Genomic DNA, 24,470 nt, shown 5'->3' with positions numbered 1-24,470 from the left:
TATCAGGCGCTGGCATCCGCCATTAATGACCGCAGGGATACCCGCGCCATAATGATGGCGCGGGCGTGCCCGATCAGTGATGGTTGGCGATCTGCTTGTCGAGGGCGCGCAGCAGCGCGTCCACATTGCCGCCATTGCGGGCGATGAAGGAGCCGTAGTCCTGCCGCTGTGTCAGACGCAGGCTGGCGCCTTCGCCCACAACGTCCACAACCTTGGGGCTGCCGCTGGCGGTGCTGATGATCCACTGCGTATCCGCGCCGGGCTGGCCGGGGCGGTTGATGACGGTGGAAACCGCCGTGTCATCACCTGACGGCGCGCTGGTGCCGACCACGAAGGTCACGCCACGATAGTCCCCGATCTTGTCGGTAATGGCGTTGACCAGCACGTCATGGAACAGCTTGAGGTAGCGGGTCTGCTGCTCGGGCGTGGCGATGCGCCAGTAGCGCCCAAGGCAGAAGCGCGCGATGGCGTCCACATCAACATACTGGTTGAGCAGGGGCAGGATGTCCTGCTTCTTCTTTTCCAGCGGCAGGTCACTGTTGACGATGTTGACCAGCTTGTTGCCGAACATGCTGACAAAGGAACGGGACTGCGCCAGGGCATCAACCGCCCACGCCGGGGCAGCAGGCAGGGCGGCAGCGCATGTTGCCAGCAGGGCCAGTGCGTGGCGACGGGGGAAGGGTGTCTGCATCGCTATGTCCCTTTTTTGCGGGTTATCTGTTGGAGTACCAGTCAGGCACGGTGGCCCGGTGGTCGTTCTTGATGGCCTCCGCCATTGCCTTGCGCTGCTGCTGGTAGGCGCTGCGGATGGTGGCGTAGGGATCAAGCGAATCCTTCATGACCTGGTCCAGCGCATCGACATTGGTGGCCATGCCGTTGATGGTGCCCATGATGTTATAGGCCCAGTTGAAGGTCAGCAGCCCGTAGCCACGCGGCACGTAGTTCCACGGGGAAAGCCCGACATCGATGCCATAACCCAGACCATCACGGAAGGAGGAGGGGCCCAGCACCGGCAGGAACAGGTACGGCCCTGACGGTACGCCCCATGTGGCCAGTGTCAGCCCCGCATCGTTGTCATGATGCGTGTAACCGGCATAGTTCGCCACGTCGATCAGCCCGCCGATGCCCGCCGTCATGTTGATGCACCAGCGCACGAAGGCGTCACCCGCGCGGCGGGGCTTGCCCGCGCCCACGTCGTTAAAGAACACGACCGGTTCGTTCATGGTCTGGTACAGGCTGCCGAACGAGTTGCGCAGCGGGCGCGGCACGGCCCAGATATATGCCTTGGCCACCGGGCGCAGGGTGTATTTGTTGGCCCACATGGTCAGGTCGAAGCCCTTGCGGTTGAGCTTCTCGTACTTGTCGTTGGCTTCCTTGTATTCAGCCAGCGCGTCGGGGTCGGTCGGGGGCGGGGCGGCGCAGGCGGCAAGCCCGAGCAGGCCAAGCGCCATACCCAGCACGCGAAGCGCCGGTCGGCGCAGGGACGGGAACGGGCGGGACGACCAAGAATTCGATCCTGTCTCTGCGCGCATGCTCGTTTCCGCTTCCTCTGTCTTCGCTTCATCTGCCGTGCTGGCACGGCAGGCTGGCCCAATGCGTATGCAAGAATCCTGAACGGGGCGATAACGCCCTTTTCTGCGTCACTCTCTAGCATGGGATTGCTGTTGTGCAATCCGCTAGCCACCTGCGGGACATATATTGTGCCTGCATTGCGTGGCGCACATGGGCGCAAATCCGCCGCCGGGCGGGTGGTGGCCAGCCGGGCGCGGGCGGAATTGCCGCGTGGAGTGTGACGTAAAATCCACAGCCGCCCGCGTATGATTTCCGCGTGGCGGCCGGGGTATCACGGTTTGTTGAATGTTCCGCGCGGGTTCAGGGCACAAGCCGTGGCGCGATTTCGGGGAACATCCCGGCCAGTTCGCGGATCTCGCGCTTGGACAGGCCCAGTGCTGCCGCATCCACCTGCTGGCCGCCCATGGCCGCGCGCAGCGCGCGCAGCGCCGGGCCGGACAGCAGCACCGCGTCGCGCATGTAATCGGTAAAGGCCTCGAATGTCAGCGGCGCCCATTTCTCCACGATCTGGAGGATGGCCTCGGCATAGGCGCGGATTTCGTACTGGGCGTGGCTGTCGGCGCGCAGGCGCAGGAAGTGCAGCAGGTTCCACAGGTTAATCTGCCAGTAGAACTGCGTCATGATGTTGACCGGCAGGTTCATGCGCGCCAGCTCACGCGCTACGGCCGGGCGGGAGGGGTCGCGGGTCTGGCCGTTTTCGTCCTCGTTCAGCAGGTCCATGTAATGGTCGTAGCAGCGCGAGGCGTCATCACGCAGGATGTCGAGCACCTGCTGCGCCTGTTCGGGCGGCAGGCTGTCGGCGCGGCCCTGCTTGTTGCTGGTGGACTGGGCGGCGATGTCCTCGGGGCGGGGGAAGTAGAATTCCTTTTCCAGCACCGAATAGCGGGCCGAGTATTCGTTGATGCTGGCGGTGCGGTGGCGGAACCACTGGCGGGTGACGAAAATGGGCGCGCGCACGTGCAGCTTCAGCACCGCCAGCTCGAACGGGCTGGTGTGGCGGTGGCGCATGAGGTAGCGGATCAGCCCCCGGTCATCGGACGTGCTGCGCGTGCCCTTGCCGTAGGAGACACGTGCCCCCTGCACGATGCCGCTGTCACCGCCCATATAATCGACCGCGCGCACGAAGCCGGTCTCTAGCACGGGAATGGGGGAATACAGCACGTCTTCCACTGCCGGTACGACAAGGCGGCGTGTCTGCGCCCAACCGGCGCGGGCGGCCTCGATTGCCGATTTCTGCTCACTGGAAAACATGTGTCCTACCGTCCTGTATCAATGCCTGCATGTGCAGGGGCGGTGCAACAGTGGGGGAGGGCGCGGACAGCCTGCCCGGCGCACCCGATCCACCCCATGCGCGCCGTCCGCCGCCCTGTCCTTCTGCCACAGATGGCGGGGGCGGACCAGACGCTTCCACGCCCCTTGCCAGATGCCCCGGCGCTCCCTATGTTCGGTAGTGCCGGAGGGGCTTGCCCCTTGGCTATGGCGATAAACGGCGCGTGGAATAAGTGTTGTGGACCCGGGGGCGGTACCCGGCGTCTCCACCATTTTCCCCCCTTGGGGAATACGGGGACGAAACAGGCTCGACACGCATGGTAAAGACCCGCCTTTTGCCCGGCATTGTACCACCGTTATCGGGCTAAATCACAAGTGCCAACGATAACTCTGAGGTGCTCGCTGTCGCTGCATAAGCGATAAGCGCGGTTCGGGAGGGCACCGGGCAACAGAAGCCCTCCCACTTTGGAATTCGTTCGTGTATCCGTCATTGCAGGGGCGGGCGGGCAATGATGGCCCGCTATCCGCTTCGTGAAGAAATGCGCCGTGCCTGTGGCTTGCCATGGGGGCGGGTTTGACGCACAGCTTGCTCGTGTGGCACGGCGTGGCCTGAACCCGCATGTCTGCAAAAATCCGGTCCGGTCGCATGCGCCCGGGCGGATCTTACGGAGAAGTCCGAAATGTCCGATGATCATGACGAGGAAAACGGTTTTGACACCGCCCTCCCCGACAGCCTCATGCCCTATGATTCCTGGATTCAGGATGCATACCGCCAGGTCATGCTGCGCGCGCTGGATCATGCCGCTGAACATGGCCTGCCGGGCGATCATCATTTCTACCTGACATTCCGGACCGACTGGCCGGGCGTGGAAATGCCCGAACACCTGCGCGCCCAGTACCCGCGTGAGATCACCATCGTCCTGCAGCACCAGTTCTGGGGCCTGAAGGTGGATCACGTGCATGGCGTCATATCGGTCGGGCTGTCGTTCGGGGGGATTCCGTCCACCCTGGTCATTCCCGTGGCGGCCATCTCCGCCTTTGCCGACCCGCATATCCGCCTGGCCCTGAGCTTTACCGTGCCCGAGCAGCCCCCCGTGGCCGCCGCGACGGAAAACGTGGTGCCGGTGCAGATACCCGAGACCGAAGCCACGGCCAGCGCGCCTGATGGCGAGGATTCCCGCGCGGATGGCGACGGGCAGAAGGGTGAGGGTTCGCAGGTTGTCAGTCTCGCCGCCTTCCGCAAGCGTGGGCCGGGGGGGCCGGGCTGAGCCACATTTCCCATCCGGTGGCCCGGATGCGCCGGGCGCGCCTTGATACCTGAACGCCGCCACCCGGAACCAATCCGGGGGAGAAAAGGCAGGAGACCGTCCGTTGAATGTATCCGCACCCACGCGCAAGCCATTTGTCTATGGCCCGCTCTTTCCGTTGCATGATGACTCTACCCCGTGGAAAAAGCTGGAGATCGAGGGGATTACAACCTCGGTCCTGGCCGGGCGCACGGTGGTCCATGTCCGCCCCGAGGCCCTGACCGCGCTGGCCGCGCGCGCCTTTAATGATGTGGCGCACCTGCTGCGCCCGGCGCATCTGGCGCAGCTTGCCAGCATCCTCAAGGACCCCGAAGCCTCGGAAAACGACCGCTTCGTGGCGATGGACCTGCTCAAGAACGCCTGTATCGCCGCGGGTGGCGTGCTGCCGATGTGCCAGGATACCGGCACGGCCATCGTCTATGGCAAGAAGGGCCAGCGCGTATGGGTGGACGGCAATGAGGAGGAAGCCTTCTCACGCGGGGTGTACGAGACCTATACCGGCACCTCGTTGCGCTATTCGCAGATGGCCCCGGTCTCCATGTTCGAGGAGGTGAACACCGGCACCAACCTGCCGGTGCAGTTCCACATCTCCGCCACGCCGGGCGACTACCATGCCGAGCAGATGGACCTCATGTTCATCGCCAAGGGCGGCGGGTCGGCCAACAAGACCTTCCTGTTCCAGGAAACCCGCGCCCTGCTGTCCAGCAAGGAAAACCTGCTGAAATGGCTGGATGGCAAGATCCGCACGCTGGGCACCTCGGCCTGCCCGCCATACCACCTTGCGGTCGTGATCGGCGGCATGTCGGCCGAGCAGAACCTGGAAACGGTCAAGCTCGCCTCCACCCACTGGCTTGACAGCCTGCCCACCGAAGGCAGCCCGCTGGGCCATGCCTTCCGTGACCTGGAGATGGAGAAGGAAATCCACCGCCTGACCCAGCACATGGGCATTGGCGCGCAGTTTGGCGGCAAGTATTTCTGCCACGACGTGCGCGTGGTGCGCCTGCCGCGCCATGGGGCGTCGCTGCCGGTTGGCATCGGGGTTTCCTGCTCGGCAGACCGGCAGGTCAAGGCGCGCATCACCGCCGATGGCGTTTTTCTGGAACAGCTCGAGACCGATCCGGCGCGCTTCCTGCCCGAAACCACCGATAACGACCTGGAAGGCGAGGCGGTCCAGATCGACCTGAACCAGCCGATGGACGAGATCCGGCGCAAGCTGTCGCAGTATCCGGTGCGCACGCGGCTTTCACTGACCGGCACGATGGTCGTGGCACGTGACATCGCGCATGCCAAGTTCCGCGAGCGGCTGGAAAAGGGCGAGGGACTGCCCCAGTACCTCAAGGACCATCCCGTCTATTACGCAGGCCCGGCCAAGACGCCCGAGGGCATGCCCACCGGCTCCTTCGGGCCGACCACGGCGGGCCGGATGGACAGCTATGTCGCCATGCTGCAGAAGGCGGGCGGTTCCTACGTCATGCTGGCCAAGGGCAACCGTTCACGCGCGGTGCGGGAGGCGTGCAAGGAATATGGCGGCTTCTACCTCGGCTCCGTCGGTGGCCCGGCCGCCCGGCTTGCGCAGGATTGCATCCGCAAGGTCGAGGTGCTGGAATACCCCGAGCTTGGTATGGAAGCGGTATGGAAGATTGAGGTCGAGAATTTCCCCGCCTTTATCGTGATCGACGACAAGGGTAATGATTTTTACGAAGGCCTGACCGGCTGAACGTGACCCCCGGGTCCGTCCGGCCCATCCATCGGGCCGGACACACCGGAGGTTTGTGAGCGCCATGCGTTTTACCGTCGATCGTCTTGACCATCTTGTGGTGAGTGTGCGTGACCTTGAGGTCTCGGCCTCGTGGTTCCAGCGTGTGCTGGGCATGGAGCGTGAGGAATACGGGCGCAACAACCGCACGGCGCTGAAATTCGGCGGCCAGAAAATCAACCTCCGCCCCCACGGCGCGGAAGGGTGGGTCACGGCGGAAGACGCGCTGCCCGGCACGAACGACCTGTGCTTCATCACCGCCGTCAGCAGTGGTGATGTGGTTGAACACCTTGAAAAATGTGGCGTGCAGGTGACCGAGGGGCCGGTGGCCCGCCTTGGCGCGCTGGGGCCGGTCACGTCGGTTTACTGCCAGGACCCTGATGGCAACCTGATCGAGATCGCGTCCTATCAGGGCTAGGACGCCGCCCATTTTCACCAGGGCGGCGTTATCTGAAGCTTCCGGAAAAAAGCCGCACCATGTTCCCTGCGCCATCCGCCCCATGACCGGGGCGGGTGGCGTTTTCGTTTCAGGGCCGGGTTATTTCGGCTTCTTGCCGTACACGGCCGTCAGCGTGGCGGAGCCAAGGCTGTGCTGGTTGATGACGAACCCCACCATGGCACCCGAAGCATCGCTGGGCAGCTCGATCCGCTCGATATCAAGCGCATGGATGGTGAAGATGTAGTGATGCTCCGGCCCCGGCGGGGGGGCGGCGCCGCCATAGACATTCCCGCCAAAGTCGGTGCGGGTCATCTCGGCGGGTTCGGGCAGGCTGTTGTCGCCCGACCCGGCCCCGGCGGGCAGGGAGGACACGGTGGCGGGAATGTTGATCACCACCCAGTGCCACCAGCCCGAGCCGGTCGGCGCATCGGGGTCGTACATCGTGATGGCGAAGCTCTTGGTGCCCTCGGGCGGGTCCTGCCACGCCAGCGGGGGGGAGATGTTGCCGCCGGAATAGCCCATCCCCTCGAATACCTGCGCTTCAGGCAGGCGGTCGCCATCGCGAAAGGAACGGCTTGTCAGTGTAAAGGTCATATCGGTTTCCTGTTTTCCGCGTGGGGCGGTTTACCAGTTCTGGCTGATCAGCCAGAATTCTTCCGATGTCAGGGTAATGGACTGGTCGCCATTCTTGCTTTCGGCGGCGGCGCGGGCCAGCGCCTCGATCCGCTGGATCATGAGCGTCTTGCGCTGGTGGACTTCGTTGCGGTCCTGTTCCTCAACCGCTTCCAGAACATGCAGGGCCGTCTTGCAGGCCTTGGTAATGCGTACGGCATCAAGTGCGGCATAGGACATGTGGTTTCTTCCTTGGCTGTGGGATGAAAATTCCCCTGCGGGAATCGCTGCCGTATTCTGGCTTCCCCCGCCGCTTCTGTCCAATATCCCCCTGCATGGCGGCCAATGCCTGTGGGCGTGGCGGGGAAAGGTGAGAGTTCGGGCTGGCAAGAGCCGTTCGGATTCCGTAAAGGAGCCGCATGACGGATCTGGTTTCTGATTTCGATTTCACGCTCCCCCCCGAACGGATCGCCGACCACCCGGCCCGCCCGCGCGACAGCGCGCGCCTGCTGGATGTACCGGCGGAAGGCCCGTTCATGGACCGCCATGTGCGCGACCTGCCGGGCTGCCTGCGCGCGGGTGACATTCTGGTGGCCAATGATACGGCGGTGATCCCGGCGCAGTTCACGGCCATGCGCGGGGCGGCGAAGATCGGCATCACGCTGGACCGCATCCTGCCCGATGGCACATGGCACGCCCTGGCCCGCAACGCCCGCCGCCTGCGCGTGGGCGATACGCTGACCTTCGCGCACACGCCGGTCACGGCCGAGGTCACCAGCCGGGGGGATGCGGGGGACGTGACCCTGCGTTTCAGCGCCGGGGGCGCGGCCTTTGACCAGTTCCTGCATGATGCGGGCCGTCTGGCGCTGCCGCCCTACATCGCCCGCCCCGATGGCCCGACGGAACAGGACCGTAAGGATTACAGCACCATCTTCGCCCAGCATCGCGGGGCGGTGGCGGCCCCCACGGCGGGGCTGCACTTTACGCCCGACCTGCTGGCCGCACTCGACCATGCAGGGGTGATCCGCCAGACCCTGACACTGCACGTGGGGGCGGGCACGTTCCTGCCCATGCGCAGCGAACAGATTTCCGCCCACCAGATGCATGCCGAACGCGGCACGATTTCCCCCCACGCGGCGGAACGCATCAACGCCGCGCGCGCGGCGGGCGGGCGCGTGGTGGCGGTGGGCACCACCTCGCTGCGGCTGCTGGAAAGCGCGACGGATGAGGAAGGCCGGGTGCATCCCTTCCATGGCGAGACCGCCATCTTCATCCGGCCCGGCTACCGTTTCCGGGCGGTGGACATGCTGCTGACCAATTTCCACCTGCCGCGCTCGACGCTGTTCATGCTGGTCTGCGCCTTTGGCGGCTACCACCGCATGAAGGCGGCCTACGCCCACGCCATCGCCAGCGGCTACCGTTTCTATTCCTATGGCGATGCCTGCCTGCTGCATCGCGCCGAGGGAGACCTGCCATGACCTCTTTCCGCTGGCGTGCCGAAGCGCGCGCGGGCCATGCCCGTGCCGGCTGGCTCGATACCGCCCATGGCAGCGTGCCGACCCCCACCTTCATGCCCGTGGGCACGGTGGGCACGGTCAAGGCCATGACCATGGACAGCGTGCGCGCCACGGGTGCGGGTATCGTGCTGGGCAATACCTATCACCTCATGCTCCGTCCGGGTGCCGAACGGGTGCGTGAGCTGGGCGGGCTGCACCGCTTCATGGACTGGCCCGGCCCGATCCTGACGGATTCGGGCGGGTTCCAGGTCATGTCGCTCGGCCCGCTGCGCAAGCTCGACCAGGATGGCGTGACCTTCAGTTCACATATCGACGGTTCCAAGCACCGGCTGACGCCTGAACGCTCGACCGATATCCAGCATGCGCTCGATGCGACCATCAGCATGTGTTTTGACGAATGTCCCGCCCTGCCTGCCCCGCCGGAGGTGATCCAGAAATCCATGCGCATGTCCATGCGCTGGGCCGAGCGGTGCCGTGACGCCTTTGTCCAGCGCCCCGGCTATGCGCAGTACGGCATCATACAGGGCGGTACCGAGCCGGAACTGCGCGCCGAAAGTGTTAAGGCACTGACCGGGATCGGGTTCGAGGGTTATGCCATCGGCGGCCTTGCGGTGGGGGAGGGGCAGGAACTCATGTTCTCAACCCTCGACGTGACCACGCCGCTGATCCCTGATTCCAGCCCGCGCTACCTCATGGGTGTCGGCACGCCCGATGACCTGCTGGGCGGGGTGGAGCGCGGGGTCGATATGTTCGACTGTGTCATGCCCACGCGGGCGGGGCGCACGGCGCGCGCCTATACCGAGCGTGGCACGCTCAACATGCGCAATGCGCGCCATGCCAAGGATTCGCGGCCCATCTCCCCGCATTGCGACTGCCTGGCCTGCACGCGCCACAGCCGCGCCTATCTGCACCACCTGTTCCGCACGAACGAAATCCTCGGTCCCATGCTGCTGACATGGCATAACCTTGCCTATTACCAGCGCCTCATGCGCGGGATGCGCGCGGCGATTGTGGACGGGTCGTTCACGGCCCATGCCAGCCACCTGCGCGCGCAATGGGCAATGGATGACTGGAGCGGTGACGAAATGCCCTTTCCCGATATTCCGCCGGTTGCCTGATGGGGGGCGTGCGCGCATCGCCCCCGGCTGACGGCGCGCGGCTGGCCGCGGTGATAGCGGGCCATGCGCGGGCGCTGGGCTTTGATGCCGTGGGCTTTGCCCCGGCGCGACTGGATGACACGGTGCGCGCCCGCCTTGCCGCCTTTGTCGATAACGGCTTTGCGGGTGGCATGGGCTGGATGGCGCAGCGCATGGAACAGCGTGGTGACCCGCGCGGCCTGTGGCCCGAGGTGCGCAGCGTGATCGCCCTTGGCGTAACCTACGCGCCCGAAGGCGATGCACTGGCCACCACCCGCCAGCCCGATGCGGGCAATATTTCGGTTTACGCCCGTAACCGGGATTATCACGATGTGGTCAAGGGCATGCTCAAGCACCTGGCCCAGTTCGTGGTCAATGAAGGGCGGCGGCAGGGCGTGGACCAGCCGGAGGTAAAGGTGTTTGTCGATACCGCCCCGGTCATGGAAAAGCCGCTGGCGCAGCAGGCAGGTCTGGGCTGGCAGGGCAAGCATACCAGCCTTGTCTCACGCCAGCACGGGAGCTGGCTGTTTCTGGGCGAGGTCTATACCACGCTGGACCTGCCGCAGTCCGCGCCCTCGGGCGGGGGGTGCGGAAGCTGCACCCGCTGCCTTGACGCCTGCCCCACCGGGGCGTTTCCCGCCCCCGGAATCATGGATGCGCGGCGGTGCATTTCCTATCTCACGATCGAGAACCGCGATCCCATTCCCGTGGAACTGCGGCCCGCCATGGGCAACCGCATCTATGGCTGTGACGACTGCCTGGCCGTATGCCCGTGGAACCGCTTCGCCACGGCCACGCACCACATGAAGCTTGCCGCGCGTGATGACCTGCGCGCGCCCGCACTGGCTGAACTGGCGGCGCTGGATGACGCGGGCTTCCGCGCCCGGTTTTCCGGCTCGCCCATCAAGCGGATCGGGCGGGGGCGTTTCGTGCGCAACGTGGCGGTGGCCGTGGGCAACAGTGCGCGCGCCGAACTGCGCCCGGCGGTGGCAGCCCTGTGCGCGGATGCTGATCCCGTGGTGGCGGATGCCGCACGGTGGGCGGTGGACAGGCTGCCCGCATGAACGGCCACGACATCCTGCCACTGCCCGCCCAGCGTGGGGCACGGCCCTTGCGCAAGCGTAGTCTCAACCTGTCGGGTCACCGCACCAGCGTGGCGCTGGAGCCGGAGTTCTGGCGCGCGCTGGACCTGATCGCGCATAAGCGCGGGCTGACGCTGGTGGCGCTGGTCGGGCGGATCGACGCCGCCCGCCCGCCGGACCGCCCGCTGGCGTCCGCCCTGAGGGTGGAGGCATTGCGCGAATGGATGCCAGCAATACCGCAAATGCCTGATGGGAACAGGGAAGATCAGTTGGGTTGAGCCGGTATCCGTGCTAGCCTGCGGGCATGGCGATATGGGGCAAGATTTTTGGTGGCGTTGCGGGGTTCGCGGTCGGCGGCCCCATGGGGGCGGTCGTAGGCACCGCGCTGGGCCACGCGGCGGATAACGGTTCCCTGCTGGAAACGCCGGTGGGCGGCTGGACCGACCGCTGGGGCCCGCGGCTGAACGCGGACCCCAATGGCGCGGCCACCTTCATCGCGGCCAAGATGGCGGCCGTCATGGGCAAGCGCGACCAGATGTACGGGCTGGTCATCATCATCCTGTCCGCCAAGATGGCGAAGTGCGACGGCCCGGTGAACCGCGCCGAGATCGACGCCTTCAAGCGCCGCTTCCACCTTCCGCCCGAAAACATGAAGGAAGTGGGCCGCCTGTTCGACAGCGCCCGCCAGCGCACGGATGACTACCGCGCCTTCGCCACAGAACTGGGCCGCGCGTTCGCGGGGCGCACCGGCATGCTGGAGGAGGCTCTGGCCTCGCTGTTCGTGATCGCCCGAGCGGATGGGGAGATCAATGCGCGGGAGGAATCCTTCCTGCGCGGCGTGCACAAGGCGTTTGGCCTCAGCCCCGGCGCATGGGATCGCGCGCGCGATGGTGGCGCACGCCCCGGCGTGAGCGAGGTGGATGCCTATGCCGTGCTGGGCGTGTCACGCGATGCGAGTGATGAGGAAGTGCGCGTTGTCTGGCGCCGCCTCGTGCGCGAACACCACCCCGACATCATGACCGCGCGCGGGGCCTCCGCCGCCGAACAGGCGCGCGGCGCCGCCCGCATCGCCCGCATCAATGCGGCGTGGGACCGGATCAAGCGCGACCGCAGGCTCTGACCCGCGCCCGCTGCCATGGTGGCAGGCGGCGCGCGGCGTCCGGCCTGATGGGTCAGTCAGCGGTTTTTTTCTGTTCCAGCACGCGGCGCAATGTCGCGCCAACCGTATGGGCCAGGCTGCGATAGGCCTGCCCCGCAGCACTGTCGGGTGCGGCGATCACGATGGGCGCGCCCTCATCCGCGCTGGCGCGGATATCGGCCAGAAGCGGGATTTCACCCAGGAACGGCACGCCCATTTCCTGCGCTTCCGCCCGCGCGCCACCATGGCCGAACAGTTCGGTGCGGTGGTTGCAGTTGGGGCAGCAGAAATAGGACATGTTCTCCACGATCCCCAGCACCGGCACGTTCATCTTGCTGAACATGGTAATGCCGCGCCGCGCATCCAGCAGCGCGATGTCCTGCGGGGTGGAAACAATGATGGCCCCGGCCAGCGCGGTTTTCTGTGCCAGTGTCAGCTGCGCGTCCCCCGTGCCGGGCGGCATGTCCACCACCAGCACATCCAGCGCGCCCCATTCCACGTCCCCCAGCAGCTGGTTGATGGCGCCCATTACCATCGGCCCGCGCCAGATCATGGCTTCGGTCTCGTTGACCAGCATGCCGATCGACATGGCGCTGATGCCCCATTTGCGCGGCGGGACCAGATGGCCGTCCGCAACCTCGGGCTGGTCTTTCAGCCCCATCATGCGCGGCAGGGACGGACCGTGGATATCCGCATCCAGCAGGCCGACCTTCAGCCCCTCCAGCCCCAGCCCCACGGCCAGGTTCACGGCGGTGGTCGATTTGCCAACGCCTCCCTTGCCTGATGCCACGGCAATCACCACCCCCACATGTGGGGGCAGGGGGCCGGTCGGGGCCTTTGGCTTTGGCGCGCCGCCAAGGTTGAGCGGGCGGTGCCCGCCAGATGCTGGCGGGGCGGCAGGTGCGGGCGTGGGTGCCGGGCGGTGCGCGGTCAGGATCACGCTGGCCCCGGTGCAGCCGGGAACCGCGGCCACAAGGGCACGTTCCAGTTCCGGCAGCAGGGGCTGCAACTGGGCCGCGCGCGCGCGGTCGGTCGCGATGGCGACATGGAGCACCCCGTCACGCACCATGAAGGCGTCCAGACTGCCCAGCTTCGCTGCGCTGGTGGATCTGTCTGCCGTAAGGACCTGCTGCAGCACGGTCTCGATGGTTGTCCTGTCCGGATTGGTCATGATGGTGCGTTTCCTGCTCTAGTCGCCCCTGCGGGTATAAAAGGTGCGGGCGGGTGTGGTCGAGTCATGAAACCGTGGTGGGGGTGTCACGCCACTTCACGCCCGACCATGCACCGCGTGCGTGCCGTCCCTGCGGCGGGGGAGTGGCACGGGAACGGGTTTGCTGCTTTAGCTTCCACGCCGCATGATAAGAATGGTTTTCATGCGCGGAGTCAGGCAGGCAGGGAACACGATGGGCAGCACTACTTCACACGCCACCCCCCGTCACCGTCGGGACCACCGGGTTGACGCCCTGCGTGGGGTGGCGCTGCTCATGATGTGTGTCGATCATATCCCGCAGAATGTGCTCAACCGCTTCACCATGCGCAATATCGGCTTTGCCGATGCGGCGGAGGTGTTCGTGCTGCTGGCGGGTTATGCGTCATGGCTGGCCTACGGGCGGGCGTTTGGCACCAGGCCCGTATCCACGGTGCTGATGCGCATCGGGCGGCGGTGCTGGCAGCTTTATGTGTACCAGATCGTGCTGGTTGTGGTCTGTGTCTCGACCATTCGCATATGGCGGCATTTCTGGCCCGTGCCGGTTGATTTTCTGGAGCCGGAACTGGCGCATGGGCTGGATTCGGTCTGGCGGGTGCTCTCGCTGGTGGCGTTGCCGGGCAACCTGAACATCCTGCCGCTCTATATCGTGCTGCTGCTGGGCTTTGCGCCGTTATACGCGCTGCTGCGCGGGGTGGGGACCAGCGTGGTGCTGGGCATGAGCGGTGCGGTGTGGCTGGTGGTCAATGTTGACCCACGGCTCAACTTTCCCAACTGGCTTGATCCGGATGGCTGGTATTTCGACCCGCTGGCGTGGCAGTTCCTGTTCGTGCTGGGGGTGTGCGCGGCACGGGTGGCGGGGCGGCATGACGGCAGTCTGCCGCGTTCGTTCGTGCTGGCGGCGGCATGCGGGCTGTATCTGGTGTTTTCCGCCGTGCAGTCCTTTCCATGGACGGACTGGGGCTTTGATGACCTGCGGCCCGTGGCCATGAGGGTGCCGGACAAGATGATCCTTTCGCCATGGCGGCTGCTTGATGTGCTGGCGCTGTTCTACCTTGTCCAGTCCTCCACACGGGCAACGGGGCTGGCTGCCACCCGCGCGGGGCAGCTCATGGCGCTGTTTGGCCGTCATTCGCTGGAAATCTTTACCATGGGCACCATTGTGGACCTGTATGGGCGGCTGGTGCTGACCAGTTTCGGCACGGGGTTCGTGATGCAGGTGGCGGTCAACGTGGTGGGGTTCATCGTGCTGCTGGCGGTCGCCCGCGCGCGGGAACGCCAGCGCAACGCGGCCCGTGGGGCGGCGCAGGGCGGGGCGGGCAAGCTTGGTGCGCGCGCACCATTATGCGGGAACTGACGCCATAATTTCCGCACCTGCCAAGGCCATGGTATAGCTGTCCGTCCGATCCAGTTCAGCCAGTTCAGCAGGATATATGCACCCCATGTCCTTTCGTGTCGCTGCCCTTTCCCGGTCCTGCCTTGCCCTGGGGCTGCTTACGACCTGCGCGGCATATACCGCCCATGCGCAGGAACCGGCGGCCGCCGCTGCCCCCCTGCGCCTGCCGGGCGAAGGGCGCAACATGCCCGACAGCTTTGCCGACCTGGCGGCGCGACTGCTGCCCGCCGTGGTCAATGTCTCCACCACCGAGATGGTCCGCCCCGGCGATGATGACGAGGAAGGCGGCGATGACGGGGATAGCACCCCGCAGGTGCCCAACTTCCCCGAAGGCTCGCCGTTCGAGAAATTCTTCCATGATTTCATGAACCGCCAGAACGCCCCCAACGCGCCGCCGCGCAAGATGCAGGCGCTGGGCTCGGGCTTCATCATCGACCCCTCGGGCGTGATCGTGACCAACAACCACGTCGTGCGCCATGCCGACCAGATCACCGTCACGCTACAGGACAACACCGTGCTCAAGGCGCGGCTGCTCGGCCATGACGACCGGACCGACCTCGCGGTGCTGAAGGTGGACAGCCCCAAGCCGCTGCCCGCCGTACCGTTCGGGGATAGTGACCACGCGCGGGTGGGGGACTGGGTGCTGGCCATCGGCAATCCGTTCGGCCTGTCGGGCACGGTCACGGCGGGGATCATTTCCTCCCGCGGGCGCAATATCGAACAGGGCCCGTATGATGACTTCATCCAGACGGACGCCCCCATCAACAAGGGCAATTCCGGTGGCCCGCTGTTCAACCTGAAAGGGGAGGTCATCGGCATCAACACCGCCATCTTCTCGCCTTCCGGCGGGTCGATAGGCATCGGGTTCTCCATCCCCTCGGCCGAGGCGCAGGGCATTATCGAACAGCTCCGCCACCACGGCACCGTAACGCGCGGGTGGATCGGGGTGCGTATTCAGGACGTGACGCAGGAAATTGCCGAGGGGCTGGGCCTGCAGGGCGCCCATGGCGCGCTGATCGCGGGTGTTGAGCCGAAGGGACCGGCGGATGTGGCCCATCTCCAGACCGGGGACGTGATCCAGAGCCTGAACGGCAAGGACATTGATGGCCGCGCCCTGCCGCGCCTGGTGGCCGAACTGGCCGGTGGCAGCGTGGCGCATCTGGGTATCTGGCGTAAGGGCAAGCAGATGGAGGTGCCCATCACCATCGGCGCCCTGCCCGAAGAAAAGTCCGACAAGACCGAAGGTGCCCATTCGCCCGCCCATGACCCGGCGCAGAACACCGTGGCGATTACGGGCATGGGCTTTACCGTGGGCGAGATTGATGACATCGCGCGCCAGAAATACAACATGGCCGAAGGGCAGAAGGGCGTGCTGGTGACCGGCGTGAGCGAGGACAGCCCCGCCGCCGAGCGCGGCCTGCGCCCCGGTGACGTGATAACCGAGGTGCAGCAGTCCGCCGTCAATACGCCTGCCGACCTGCGCCGCCAGATCGACGCGGCGCGTACGGGCCACCGCCGGACCGTGCTGTTCCTGGTGCAGAACGCCGACGGGCTGCGCTGGGTGCCCTTCCCGCTGCCGGATGGCACAGGGCACTGATCCGCATGGGAACGCGCCTGGAGGCCACGCTGCGTTCCATCGTGCAGAAGGGAACGTGGCGGCAGGTCGTGCGGATGACCGTTTCGCTCATCCTGTCCGGTATTGTCGCCCACCTCATCCATCTGGAGGAGCCGGTCTGGGCGCTGATCACATCGGTCATCGTCATTACCCAGACCCGCCTGACCCAGACGCTTTCCACCGGGCGTGAGCAGGTTGTCGGCACCCTGATCGGGGCGGCGGCGGGCATGTCGGCCATCGCGCTGGAGCAGTGGTACGGCTTTTCGCTGCCCATGGTGTTCTGGGTCATGCTCATGCCGCTGGCGGTTATCGTGGCGTTGCGGCCCAAGATGCGGGTCGCGATCGTGACCCTTATGGTCGTGCTGCTGTTTCCATCCACCGGCGCGCCGTTTTCTCGCCCGCTGCAGCGTATCGCCTCGATCATGACGGGGGTGGTTGTGTCGTTCGCGGTCTCGTTCTTCGTGCTGCGCAACGAGGCCCGGCGCGAGGTGCTGCGGGATTCCGCCACCCTGCTGCGCAGGCTGGGCGACCTGCTGGCCAGCGCGCTGCGCCAGCACCCCGATTATGACATGCTGGCCACGGCGGACGTGACATGCCGCGCGCTGTTGCAGGACATCAATGACGGCGTGCAGGAGGCCGAGGTGGAACATCCCGGCGCGCTGGCCCGGCATGACCCGCTGGTGGCGCGCCTGCCGGGGCTTTTGCGTCGGCTCCGTTCGGATGCTATCTTCATTGCCCGCGCGGCGGTGGAAGGTGAAACCGCGCGCACGGGCGACATGCTGGCGCATGAGCGTGACATGCTGGTCGGGTTCCTGGGCCAGATGGCCGACCGCTGCGATGCGACCGCTGCAGCCCGCCGTGGGCAGGCGCTGGATAGCGAGGGCATGCGTGACATGCTCGACCGCCTGGAACAGACAGGGGAACACTGGACGCCTGTCATGCGTTTTGCCGTGGGGCTGCTGCATGCCGACATGCGGCTTGCCATACGCAACATCTGGTCGGACGGGCGCACCGATGATGGCCCGTTCCCGCTTTCGGGACACCCGCTTCTGGCTGAAGTTTCCTTCGGGCCGGTCGAGGCCGCAGGGGCGGACAGGCGATAGGACCGGCCAGCAGACATACATACAAGGAGTTTGAAAGACACCATGCTGAATGAAACAACCCTGAAGCATCTTCCCGCTGGCGTGCAGGCGCCACAATATCAACTGGGGGACGTGGGGCGTGGGATCGTTCATTTTGGTGTTGGCAACTTTTTCCGTGCGCATGAGGCATGGTACGTCAACAAATGCCTCGGCCTGCCCGGGCAGTCGGAATGGGGGATCGTGGGTGTCGGCCTGAGCGGCGGCGCGCGTAGCGAGGCCAAGGCCCGGGCCTTCCAGCAGCAGGACTGCCTGTATTCCCTGACGGAGGTCACGGCCGATGGCGCGCGCACTGTCTCCGTAATCGGGGCGCTGCGCGAATACCTGCTTGCCCCCGCCAACCCCGATGCCGTTCTGGCCCGCCTTGTTGACCCGCAGACACGTATCGTCAGCATGACGATAACCGAAGGCGGCTATAATATTGACGAGGAAACCGGGCGTTTCCGGCTCGATACCCCCGCCATCCGCGCCGATCTGGACAATCCCGGCCAGCCCGCCACCGTGTTCGGCTATGTGGTCGAGGCCCTGCGCCGCAGGCGCGCGGCGGGCACGGGGCCGTTTACCGTCCTGTCATGCGATAACCTGCGCAGCAACGGCCATGTCGCGCATGAAGCCTTCGTGGGCTATGCCCGCGCGCTGGATGCGGACCTGGCGGAATGGATCGACGCCAATGTCACCTTCCCGTGCTCCATGGTGGACCGCATCACCCCGGGCGTTGATGCCGATACGCGTAAGGCGCTGAATGAAGCCAGCGGCCTGGATGACGAACTGCCCGTGCTGGCGGAGGATTTCAGCCAGTGGGTGCTGGAGGACAAATTCTGCAACGGCCGCCCCGCGCTGGAAAAGGCCGGGGTGGAGTTCGTGGATGACGTGGCCGGTTACGAGCAGGTGAAGGTGCGCATGCTCAACGCCGCGCACCTGCTACTGGGTTCGACCGGGCTGCTGCTGGGCCATCGCTATGCCCATGAAACGGTGGCGGATGCGGATCTGGACCGTCTGGTCAACGCATACTGGACACAGGACGCGATGCCCCAGATCGACGCCCCGGCGGGCGTGGACCTTGATGCCTACCGCAAGCGCCTGCTCAGCCGGTTCTCCAACCCGGCGGTCGCGGATACGCTGCTGCGCATATGCAGTGATGGCGCGTCCAAGGTGCGGGTCTTCTGGACCGATACCGTGCGCCGCTCCCTGGCCAGCGGGCGTCCGCTTGACCGGATCGCCTTCGGCATCGCCGCCTATCTGGAAATGCTGGGCGGGCGTGATGAGAAGGGGCAGGCCTATACCCCGATCGAACCCACGCTGGGCGAGGATGAGCTGGCACTCGCCCGGGCCGATGATCTGTCGGCCGCGCTGGCGCTGTCCGCGTTCGATGGCTGGCGCGACATGGATACGGCAGCACTTGATGCGGCGATCATTGCCGCGCGCCAGTCCATCCGCACGTGCGGGCTGCGCGCCAGCCTCCCCGCGTAACGTATCGCGGGGTCAGGGGGCCGGAGGGATGGCGCGGCGCATGGGGCAGGCATCCGGCCCATAGCTGCGCGTTACATGCGGCGGTATGCCTGCAATGGGCGTAAAGCCCATATGCGCCCAGACCGCCCGCGCGCCCTCGGCCGCCATGAGCGCAAGCCACGCCACGCCCTGCCGCCGGGCCTGCGCCGTCATGATCCGCAGGGCGGCATGCATGTCGCCACGCCCGCGCAGGTGGGAAGCTATGGCGATATCATGCAGGTACCAGCAATCGGCCCGTTCGGGCAGGTGGCGTAGGTAGGTGTCCAGAGCCGGGGGAGAGGCCATGCGCCATGGGTGGCTCAGCACATATCCCCCCACGCCGGCGGCGGGGTCGGGCAGGACCAGGCAGCCTGCCGGGCACAGGGTCTGGCGTTCCTCCAGCACCGTGCGCCGCTCCGGGCAGCCGGGGTGCAGGCGCGCTGCCAGCGCCTCCACCGCGGGCAGGTCTTCCGCCTGCATGGGCCGCCACTGGCCCGAAAGGGGCGGCGGCATGGGCGCGGCCGGGTGGCCGGATCGGGTCATGATGGCAGAATTCCCTTCCAGAAGAAGACGTTTCCGGTAGAAACGACCAATGGTATAGCTGCTGGCGGGAGTAAGAAAAACCATGACAGAAATGCGCCTGACGTTGCGGCTTGATGCAAACGGCACCCCCCTGCTTGGACACGGCAAGATCAAGCTGCTTGAGCAGATTGGCAGGACGGGTTCCATTTCGGCCGCAGCAAGGGCGATGGGCATGTCCTACCGCCGGGCATGGCTGCTGGTCGAGGCCATGAACACCGCCTTCACCCGCCCGCTGGTGTCCGCCAAGCCGGGTGGTGGCGGTGGCGCCGGGCTTTCGGCCGAGGGTGAAACCGTGCTGCGGCTGTACCGGCAGATCGAGGATGCGGCGCGTGACGCGACCCGTGCCCCGCTGGAAACTTTGGCGGCCATGTGCTCGCCCCCGCCGTGAAAAAGCCATGGTCGTGATGATCACACTCATTTCAGCATCTGCTTGGCCATAATAAGAAGAACGAACCGGAGTTCAGCGCAGTGTTACGACGTGATTTAATGAAAGCGGGAACCGCCCTTTCCGTCCTGTCCCTTGCGGGCATGCGTACGATACGGCCCGCCAGGGCGACACAGAGCAGCAATTTCGATTCCACCACCGTCCGTACCCTGGCGCACCAGCTTTCCCAGCAGGCCTACCAGCCGCCGCCACAGACGCTGCCCCCGGCCCTGCGTAACCTGAACTTCGACCAGTACAACTCCATGTCGTTCCGTTCGGAACAGGCATTGTGGCATGGCGAGAACCTTGGTTTCGATGTCGAGTTCTTTCCGCGCGGCTATCTGTACGCGCCGCGCATTGAAATGAACGAAGTCGTTGACGGGCAGTCCCGCCCCATCACCTTCAACCCGGACATGTTTGATTATGGCGATCCCGCCCTGCGGGTGAATGACGACATCGGCTTTGCCGGGCTGCGCCTGCGCGCGCCGATCAACACGCCCGGCGTGATGGAGGAATTCTGCGTCTTCCTTGGCGCGTCCTATTTCCGCGCCGTGGCGAAGGGGCAGAACTATGGCCTGTCCGCCCGTGGCTTCGCCAATGGCACGGGTGACCCGGCGGGTGAGGAATTCGCTCTGTTCCGCGCCTTCTGGCTGGAAAAGCCCAAGGCGGGGGTGGATAGCGTCGTGGTGCATGCGCTGCTGGACAGTCCCTCCCTTGCCGGTGCGTTCCGCTTCACCATCCGCCCGGGCGAGACCACGGTCTTTGATGTCCAGTCCTATCTCTACCCGCGCAAGAACATTGCGGAATCCGGCATCGCACCGCTGACGGGCATGTTCTATTTCGATGCGAACGACCGCACCCGCGTTGATGACTGGCGTCCCGCCGCCCATGACAGTGAGGGCCTCTCGATGTGGACGGGCAGCGGCCAGCAGTTGTGGCGGCCGCTGCGCAACCCGCGTGACCTCCAGTTCTCCGCCTTCAGCGATGTCCGGCCGCATGGCTTCGGCCTCATGCAGCGCAAGCGCGCCTTCGCCGATTTCGAGGACGTGGCCCTGAATTATGAAAAGCGTCCCTCGCTGTGGATCGAGCCGATCGGGGACTGGGGCATGGGCGCGGTTGATCTGGTCGAAATTCCCACGCCCAACGAGGTGAACGACAACATCGTCTCCTTCTGGCGGCCCCAGCAGCCGCTGAACGCGGGGCATGAATACATCTTCACCTACCGCATGTACTGGGGCTGGGACACGCCGTGGCCGACCAAGCTGGCCCGCGTGGCGGCGACGCGCGTGGGGGAATCGACCGATGATTCGCACACCCGCTTCTTTGACCTCGATTTTGTGGGCGCCCCGTTCCAGAACCTGCCCGACAAGCCGCATTTCCATCTGCAATGCCGTACCTCGGCGGGTGAAATCCGCAATGTGGTGGTTGAGCCGGTTCCCCCCATCCATGGCTGGCGCAGCACGTTCGAATTCGCACCGGGTGACGCCAAGGTGGCGGAACTGAACTGCGTGCTGGCTGATGATAACGGCCCCGTATCGGAAGAATGGGTCTATCGATGGACGCCGTAGGCGGCCCGGCGGCGTCGGGCCCGCCGGTGGGCGATCCGGCCACCCTGCTGCCGCAGGGCTGGTCCGCCCTGCCGCCGCCCGCGCCGCTGGACATGCCTGTCCACCCGCTGGCCGATGCGCCGGACCTGCACGGGCGCGGCCCGGTCCCATCGACACAGTGGCGGCTGATCACGCTGCGGCGGCTGCTGGTGATTGGCGGCGCGCTGGTCATGACCGGAATGGCCGGGTACGAGATGGACCTGGTGTTCAACGCCGTGCAGCGTTCCGTGGCCGGCATGGTCATGCTGGTGCTGTTTGTGGTGCTGTTCCTGTGGATCGCACTGGCCTTTACCTCCGCCATCGCGGGGTTCGGGTCGATGCTGGCGCATGGCGGGCTGGGGCTGGGCATTACGCGCACCGGGCCGCTGCCGCGCCTGTCCAGCCGCACGGCGCTGCTCATGCCAACCTATAACGAGGACCCGGGCCGGGTCATGGCCGGACTGCGCGCGACCATAGACAGCCTGACCGCCACGTTGCAGGAACGCGCGTTTGACGTGTTCATCCTGTCCGACACGACCGACCCGGACATATGGGTGGCGGAGGAAGCCGCCTATATGGCCCTGTGCCGCGCGACCGGATGGGGCGGGCGGCTGTTCTACCGCCGCCGTGCGGTCAATACCGACCGCAAGGCGGGCAATATCGCCCAGTGGGTGCGGGCCTATGGCGCGGCCTACCAGCATATGATCACGCTTGATGCCGATAGCGTCATGGCGGGCGACGTGATCGTGCGCCTGACAGCGGCCATGGAGCGCAACCCCGGCGTGGGGCTGATCCAGTCCCTGCCGGTCATTGTGAACGGATCGACCCTGTTCGCGCGCATGCAGCAGTTCGCCGGGCGCGTCTATGGCCCGCTGATCGCCCATGGCATTGCGTGGTGGCACGGGTCGGAAGGGAATTACTGGGGCCATAACGCGATCATCCGCACCCGGGCCTTTGCCGAGCAGGCGGGCATGCCCCACCTGTCGGGCCGCAAGCCCTTTGGCGGGGCGATCATGAGCCATGACTTCGTGGAGGCCGCACTCATGCGCCGCGGTGGCTGGGCCATCCATATGGTGCCCGCCCTGAGTGGATCGTATGAGGAAAGCCCCCCCTCGCTGACGGACATCGCCATCCGTGACCGGCGGTGGTGCCAGGGCAACCTGCAGCATGCCAAGGTGATCCCGGCCAACGGCCTGCACTGGGTCAGCCGCATGCACATGCTCATGGGTATCGGCTCCTATGTCACTTCGCCGCTGTGGCTGATCTTCCTGCTGGTCGGCATCGTGGTGTCGCTGCAGAGCCGCTTCTACAAGCCGGAATATTTTGGCGATACCAAGCTGCTCTATCCCCACTGGCCGCATGTGGACCCGGTTCAGGCGGAATACATGTTTCTGGGCACCATGTTTGTGCTGCTGGCCCCCAAGATGCTGGCGTATATCGTGCTGCTGCTCGATGGCCCGTTGCGGCGGGGCTGTGGCGGGGCCATGGCGGCGGCGGCCTCCATCGTGGTGGAAACGGTGGTGGGGGGGCTCATGGCCCCGATCGCCATGCTGATCCAGACCAGCGGTGTCATTTCCATCCTGATGGGGCGGGATTCGGGGTGGAACGCGCAGCGGCGTGACGCGGGCAGCCTGCAGCTCATGCAGAACGTGCGGCTTTACATGGTGCATACCATCATGGGCATTGCCCTGGCCGCTGCCGCGTGGAGTGTCTCGCTCCCGCTGTTTTTATGGATGCTGCCGGTCACGCTGGGGCTGGTCTGCGCCATCCCGCTGACGGCGCTGACCGGCAGCACGGCGGTCGGTCAGGCGTTCCGGCGCGCCCACCTGCTGCTGATCCCCGAGGAAACGGCGCCACCACCGGTGCTGAAGGAAGCCGTGAGCTATATGCGGCAGATGGCGGGCCATCCGGTGCCCGAAGCCATTGCCGCCCTGCGCGCGCGGGCCGAACTGCTCCGGGTGCATGAAATCCTGCTGCCGCCGCCCCGCCACCGGGGGGACCCGATCAATCCTGCCCTGCTGGTCGGCCTGCTGAAGGTGCGTGAGGCCCCGGATCTGGCCACGGCCGTAGGCGAACTCAACCGCGCGGAAAAATCAGCCGTGCTGGGCAATGCGGAAGGGCTGCGGCTTCTGGCCCGGCTGCCCTGAACATGTGAAAACGCGGGCGGCCGGTCAGTCGCTCGACGTGCCCTGCGGGGCGGAAATCGCTTCCTCGCCTTCATCATCGCCATCAACCGACATGACCGCATCCAGCGCGTCGCACAGTTTCTGCTGGTTGGGGCTGGCGAGGCTGCCGGGGGCCTCGCACACCTTTGCGGCGTCGGGCACGCAGGATTCGGTTGCGTCCTCGTAATCCGATGTCATGACATCGTGCGCCAGCGACAGGTTGGGGTTATGCGCGTTCTCCCCGGCCTCATCGATGAATTTCTCCATCTTGTGCAGGTCCTCGAGTTTGTCGAGGCAGGCCTGGCTGGCCAGGTTGGGCTTGAGGCGCAGGACCGCCAGCGCGCGCTGCACTTTCTGCACGGACAGGCTCTGCCCATGGGCGGGGGCACAGGCCAGCGGGGCGCAGAACAGCAACGCGGCCGACACTGCGGCAAGGTGGGTAGGCAGCTTGATGTTCACCGTGACCGTTCCGTTTGTCCATATCCCGGTATTGGAGCGCATGGCCCCCGCATGGGGCGGGAGCGTGCCGCGACTATGGCAGGAACCCGCCGGTTGTGGAAGGCGGATCGCCGCCCGCGCCACGCACCCCAGAAAACGCGGTCTGGAATATGTTGATATAATAAGGAGAAAAGTCGAATCGTGGCAAAAATTCGAGAATTCTCTTACATTCTCGGGGATTTTTGAGTATAGATTGGACCCACTGAATATATTTTTTGTGTTTTTGCGGAGGTTGGAAACTATCGCAACACTGTGAAATCGTTCGGAAACGCAACGATTTTGTATATCTGGTTTGTTTTTGGTCTTTCCAGCATGAGAGATCACATGATCGTGCCTGTTTTTTCGGTACGATTTTGTGTTTTTTCATAAGGTTGTTTTGCAATGCGTGCCTTATGGCACGTTTTCCTGCTGGATTGACGACTTCTGCCGGTGGCACGCATGGGAAAAACAGGTCTGCCAGCATGTTGCGCTGGGGGGTCTGGCGGATATTCGGCATCCGGCCCCGTGCTGTAGCCGGTGCGGGTGACTGCACGCCCGAACCT

24 protein-coding genes and 1 other RNA gene are annotated in these 24,470 nt (G+C 65.4%); 16 read left to right on the top strand and 9 right to left on the bottom strand.

Features of this window, described 5'->3' with window-relative positions; translation table 11 throughout:
- Nucleotides 1-73: 73 nt before the first annotated feature.
- From DY926_RS16320 to thyX, 3 genes are all read right to left on the bottom strand, one after another.
- Complete coding sequence (locus tag DY926_RS16320; protein WP_116704307.1) at nucleotides 74-691, bottom strand: MlaC/ttg2D family ABC transporter substrate-binding protein; 618 nt, start codon at nucleotides 689-691, stop codon at nucleotides 74-76.
- A gap of 22 nt (nucleotides 692-713) precedes the next feature.
- The gene (locus DY926_RS16315; protein ID WP_116704306.1) at nucleotides 714-1,451 is read right to left on the bottom strand and encodes an MlaA family lipoprotein; all 738 of its coding nucleotides are present in this window, start codon (nucleotides 1,449-1,451) and stop codon (nucleotides 714-716) included.
- 421 nt (nucleotides 1,452-1,872) lie between these two features.
- Entirely contained in the window at nucleotides 1,873-2,823 is a 951-nt protein-coding gene (gene thyX, locus DY926_RS16310) for an FAD-dependent thymidylate synthase (protein WP_116704305.1), read from the bottom strand.
- A gap of 161 nt (nucleotides 2,824-2,984) precedes the next feature.
- Between thyX and ssrA the strand changes: the two genes are divergently transcribed.
- The 4 genes from ssrA (at nucleotide 2,985) to DY926_RS16290 (ending at nucleotide 6,322) form a co-directional block, all read left to right on the top strand.
- Nucleotides 2,985-3,306: a transfer-messenger RNA gene (ssrA, locus tag DY926_RS16305) on the top strand.
- A gap of 215 nt (nucleotides 3,307-3,521) precedes the next feature.
- A complete protein-coding gene (locus DY926_RS16300) occupies nucleotides 3,522-4,109 on the top strand; it encodes an SspB family protein (protein WP_116704304.1) in 588 nt (195 codons plus the stop codon).
- Between the two features lie 103 nt (nucleotides 4,110-4,212).
- On the top strand, nucleotides 4,213-5,865 hold the full coding sequence (locus DY926_RS16295) for a fumarate hydratase (protein ID WP_116704303.1): 1,653 nt from the start codon (nucleotides 4,213-4,215) through the stop codon (nucleotides 5,863-5,865).
- 64 nt (nucleotides 5,866-5,929) lie between these two features.
- Nucleotides 5,930-6,322, top strand: a complete 393-nt coding sequence (locus DY926_RS16290) for a VOC family protein (RefSeq protein WP_116704302.1) — start codon at nucleotides 5,930-5,932, stop codon at nucleotides 6,320-6,322.
- 120 nt (nucleotides 6,323-6,442) lie between these two features.
- Here the strand turns inward: DY926_RS16290 and DY926_RS16285 are convergent, their stop codons facing one another.
- A complete protein-coding gene (locus DY926_RS16285) occupies nucleotides 6,443-6,937 on the bottom strand; it encodes a kinase inhibitor (protein ID WP_116704301.1) in 495 nt (164 codons plus the stop codon).
- A gap of 30 nt (nucleotides 6,938-6,967) precedes the next feature.
- Nucleotides 6,968-7,195, bottom strand: a complete 228-nt coding sequence (locus tag DY926_RS16280) for a hypothetical protein (RefSeq protein ID WP_116704300.1) — start codon at nucleotides 7,193-7,195, stop codon at nucleotides 6,968-6,970.
- A 179-nt stretch (nucleotides 7,196-7,374) separates the two neighbouring features.
- Between DY926_RS16280 and queA the strand changes: the two genes are divergently transcribed.
- From queA to DY926_RS16255, 5 genes are read left to right on the top strand one after another with little or no spacing between them, the layout of a single operon-like run.
- Nucleotides 7,375-8,433 carry a tRNA preQ1(34) S-adenosylmethionine ribosyltransferase-isomerase QueA gene (gene queA / locus DY926_RS16275; RefSeq protein WP_116704299.1) on the top strand — a complete coding sequence of 353 codons (1,059 nt, stop codon included), beginning with the start codon at nucleotides 7,375-7,377 and terminating at the stop codon, nucleotides 8,431-8,433.
- Entirely contained in the window at nucleotides 8,430-9,590 is a 1,161-nt protein-coding gene (tgt, locus tag DY926_RS16270; protein ID WP_116704298.1) for a tRNA guanosine(34) transglycosylase Tgt, read from the top strand. The genes queA and tgt overlap by 4 nt, the downstream gene beginning before the upstream one ends.
- On the top strand, nucleotides 9,590-10,672 hold the full coding sequence (queG, locus tag DY926_RS16265; RefSeq protein WP_186336207.1) for a tRNA epoxyqueuosine(34) reductase QueG: 1,083 nt from the start codon (nucleotides 9,590-9,592) through the stop codon (nucleotides 10,670-10,672). The genes tgt and queG overlap by 1 nt, the downstream gene beginning before the upstream one ends.
- On the top strand, nucleotides 10,669-10,968 hold the full coding sequence (locus DY926_RS16260; protein ID WP_116704297.1) for a ribbon-helix-helix domain-containing protein: 300 nt from the start codon (nucleotides 10,669-10,671) through the stop codon (nucleotides 10,966-10,968). Before queG ends, DY926_RS16260 begins: the two co-directional genes overlap by 4 nt.
- Before the next feature lie 26 nt (nucleotides 10,969-10,994).
- On the top strand, nucleotides 10,995-11,810 hold the full coding sequence (locus DY926_RS16255) for a TerB family tellurite resistance protein (RefSeq protein WP_116704296.1): 816 nt from the start codon (nucleotides 10,995-10,997) through the stop codon (nucleotides 11,808-11,810).
- Between the two features lie 52 nt (nucleotides 11,811-11,862).
- On the opposite strand, the gene DY926_RS16250 is transcribed toward DY926_RS16255, so the two are convergent.
- A complete protein-coding gene (locus DY926_RS16250) occupies nucleotides 11,863-12,999 on the bottom strand; it encodes an Mrp/NBP35 family ATP-binding protein (RefSeq protein WP_116704295.1) in 1,137 nt (378 codons plus the stop codon).
- Nucleotides 13,000-13,231: 232 nt separating this feature from the next.
- Here DY926_RS16250 and DY926_RS16245 point away from each other — a divergent pair, with 232 nt between their 5' ends.
- The 4 genes from DY926_RS16245 to DY926_RS16230 all read left to right on the top strand — a co-directional run bounded on the left by DY926_RS16245 (nucleotide 13,232) and on the right by DY926_RS16230 (nucleotide 18,655).
- Nucleotides 13,232-14,392: an OpgC family protein gene (locus tag DY926_RS16245; protein ID WP_116704321.1), complete on the top strand. Its 1,161-nt coding sequence runs from the start codon at nucleotides 13,232-13,234 to the stop codon at nucleotides 14,390-14,392.
- Nucleotides 14,393-14,477: 85 nt separating this feature from the next.
- Nucleotides 14,478-16,028: a DegQ family serine endoprotease gene (locus tag DY926_RS16240; protein ID WP_116704294.1), complete on the top strand. Its 1,551-nt coding sequence runs from the start codon at nucleotides 14,478-14,480 to the stop codon at nucleotides 16,026-16,028.
- 5 nt (nucleotides 16,029-16,033) lie between these two features.
- Nucleotides 16,034-17,149 (top strand): FUSC family protein, encoded by a 1,116-nt coding sequence (locus DY926_RS16235; protein WP_116704293.1) that lies wholly within the window; start codon nucleotides 16,034-16,036, stop codon nucleotides 17,147-17,149.
- Between the two features lie 42 nt (nucleotides 17,150-17,191).
- Nucleotides 17,192-18,655 (top strand): mannitol dehydrogenase family protein, encoded by a 1,464-nt coding sequence (locus DY926_RS16230; protein WP_116704292.1) that lies wholly within the window; start codon nucleotides 17,192-17,194, stop codon nucleotides 18,653-18,655.
- A gap of 12 nt (nucleotides 18,656-18,667) precedes the next feature.
- Here the strand turns inward: DY926_RS16230 and DY926_RS16225 are convergent, their stop codons facing one another.
- Nucleotides 18,668-19,216, bottom strand: a complete 549-nt coding sequence (locus DY926_RS16225) for a GNAT family N-acetyltransferase (protein WP_116704320.1) — start codon at nucleotides 19,214-19,216, stop codon at nucleotides 18,668-18,670.
- 82 nt (nucleotides 19,217-19,298) lie between these two features.
- Here DY926_RS16225 and DY926_RS16220 point away from each other — a divergent pair, with 82 nt between their 5' ends.
- The 3 genes from DY926_RS16220 (at nucleotide 19,299) to mdoH (ending at nucleotide 23,412) form a co-directional block, all read left to right on the top strand.
- Complete coding sequence (locus DY926_RS16220; RefSeq protein ID WP_116704291.1) at nucleotides 19,299-19,643, top strand: winged helix-turn-helix domain-containing protein; 345 nt, start codon at nucleotides 19,299-19,301, stop codon at nucleotides 19,641-19,643.
- A gap of 98 nt (nucleotides 19,644-19,741) precedes the next feature.
- Nucleotides 19,742-21,247, top strand: coding sequence for a glucan biosynthesis protein (locus DY926_RS16215; protein ID WP_116704290.1), 1,506 nt, complete (start codon nucleotides 19,742-19,744; stop codon nucleotides 21,245-21,247).
- Nucleotides 21,235-23,412 carry a glucans biosynthesis glucosyltransferase MdoH gene (mdoH, locus tag DY926_RS16210; protein WP_116704289.1) on the top strand — a complete coding sequence of 726 codons (2,178 nt, stop codon included), beginning with the start codon at nucleotides 21,235-21,237 and terminating at the stop codon, nucleotides 23,410-23,412. Before DY926_RS16215 ends, mdoH begins: the two co-directional genes overlap by 13 nt.
- A 24-nt stretch (nucleotides 23,413-23,436) precedes the next feature.
- Here mdoH and DY926_RS16205 read toward each other — a convergent pair whose 3' ends face one another.
- Both DY926_RS16205 and DY926_RS17140 read right to left on the bottom strand, forming a co-directional pair.
- Nucleotides 23,437-23,931 (bottom strand): hypothetical protein, encoded by a 495-nt coding sequence (locus DY926_RS16205; RefSeq protein WP_241503282.1) that lies wholly within the window; start codon nucleotides 23,929-23,931, stop codon nucleotides 23,437-23,439.
- 31 nt (nucleotides 23,932-23,962) lie between these two features.
- Nucleotides 23,963-24,424, bottom strand: coding sequence for a hypothetical protein (locus DY926_RS17140; RefSeq protein WP_148707835.1), 462 nt, complete (start codon nucleotides 24,422-24,424; stop codon nucleotides 23,963-23,965).
- Nucleotides 24,425-24,470: the final 46 nt, after the last annotated feature.

Origin of the sequence: Komagataeibacter melaceti, assembly GCF_003403295.1 — a bacterium.
Taxonomy (GTDB): Bacteria; Pseudomonadota; Alphaproteobacteria; order Acetobacterales; family Acetobacteraceae; genus Komagataeibacter; species Komagataeibacter melaceti.
The sequence above is the reverse complement of the archived record's forward strand: the minus strand, read 5'-3'. Positions and strand labels throughout refer to the sequence as shown.

Excerpts from the sequence above, each read along its gene's own strand:
- DY926_RS16320 (WP_116704307.1), bottom strand. The coding sequence starts at position 691 with ATGCAGACACCCTTCCCCCGTCGCCACGCACTGGCCCTGCTGGCAACA.
- DY926_RS16315 (WP_116704306.1), bottom strand. The coding sequence starts at position 1,451 with ATGGCGCTTGGCCTGCTCGGGCTTGCCGCCTGCGCCGCCCCGCCCCCG.
- thyX (WP_116704305.1), bottom strand. The coding sequence starts at position 2,823 with ATGTTTTCCAGTGAGCAGAAATCGGCAATCGAGGCCGCCCGCGCCGGT.
- DY926_RS16300 (WP_116704304.1), top strand. The coding sequence starts at position 3,522 with ATGTCCGATGATCATGACGAGGAAAACGGTTTTGACACCGCCCTCCCC.
- DY926_RS16290 (WP_116704302.1), top strand. The coding sequence starts at position 5,930 with ATGCGTTTTACCGTCGATCGTCTTGACCATCTTGTGGTGAGTGTGCGT.
- DY926_RS16285 (WP_116704301.1), bottom strand. The coding sequence starts at position 6,937 with ATGACCTTTACACTGACAAGCCGTTCCTTTCGCGATGGCGACCGCCTG.
- DY926_RS16280 (WP_116704300.1), bottom strand. The coding sequence starts at position 7,195 with ATGTCCTATGCCGCACTTGATGCCGTACGCATTACCAAGGCCTGCAAG.
- queA (WP_116704299.1), top strand. The coding sequence starts at position 7,375 with ATGACGGATCTGGTTTCTGATTTCGATTTCACGCTCCCCCCCGAACGG.
- tgt (WP_116704298.1), top strand. The coding sequence starts at position 8,430 with ATGACCTCTTTCCGCTGGCGTGCCGAAGCGCGCGCGGGCCATGCCCGT.
- queG (WP_186336207.1), top strand. The coding sequence starts at position 9,590 with ATGGGGGGCGTGCGCGCATCGCCCCCGGCTGACGGCGCGCGGCTGGCC.
- DY926_RS16260 (WP_116704297.1), top strand. The coding sequence starts at position 10,669 with ATGAACGGCCACGACATCCTGCCACTGCCCGCCCAGCGTGGGGCACGG.
- DY926_RS16255 (WP_116704296.1), top strand. The coding sequence starts at position 10,995 with ATGGCGATATGGGGCAAGATTTTTGGTGGCGTTGCGGGGTTCGCGGTC.
- DY926_RS16250 (WP_116704295.1), bottom strand. The coding sequence starts at position 12,999 with ATGACCAATCCGGACAGGACAACCATCGAGACCGTGCTGCAGCAGGTC.
- DY926_RS16245 (WP_116704321.1), top strand. The coding sequence starts at position 13,232 with ATGGGCAGCACTACTTCACACGCCACCCCCCGTCACCGTCGGGACCAC.
- DY926_RS16240 (WP_116704294.1), top strand. The coding sequence starts at position 14,478 with ATGTCCTTTCGTGTCGCTGCCCTTTCCCGGTCCTGCCTTGCCCTGGGG.
- DY926_RS16235 (WP_116704293.1), top strand. The coding sequence starts at position 16,034 with ATGGGAACGCGCCTGGAGGCCACGCTGCGTTCCATCGTGCAGAAGGGA.
- DY926_RS16230 (WP_116704292.1), top strand. The coding sequence starts at position 17,192 with ATGCTGAATGAAACAACCCTGAAGCATCTTCCCGCTGGCGTGCAGGCG.
- DY926_RS16225 (WP_116704320.1), bottom strand. The coding sequence starts at position 19,216 with ATGACCCGATCCGGCCACCCGGCCGCGCCCATGCCGCCGCCCCTTTCG.
- DY926_RS16220 (WP_116704291.1), top strand. The coding sequence starts at position 19,299 with ATGACAGAAATGCGCCTGACGTTGCGGCTTGATGCAAACGGCACCCCC.
- DY926_RS16215 (WP_116704290.1), top strand. The coding sequence starts at position 19,742 with ATGAAAGCGGGAACCGCCCTTTCCGTCCTGTCCCTTGCGGGCATGCGT.
- mdoH (WP_116704289.1), top strand. The coding sequence starts at position 21,235 with ATGGACGCCGTAGGCGGCCCGGCGGCGTCGGGCCCGCCGGTGGGCGAT.
- DY926_RS16205 (WP_241503282.1), bottom strand. The coding sequence starts at position 23,931 with ATGCGCTCCAATACCGGGATATGGACAAACGGAACGGTCACGGTGAAC.
- DY926_RS17140 (WP_148707835.1), bottom strand. The coding sequence starts at position 24,424 with ATGCCGAATATCCGCCAGACCCCCCAGCGCAACATGCTGGCAGACCTG.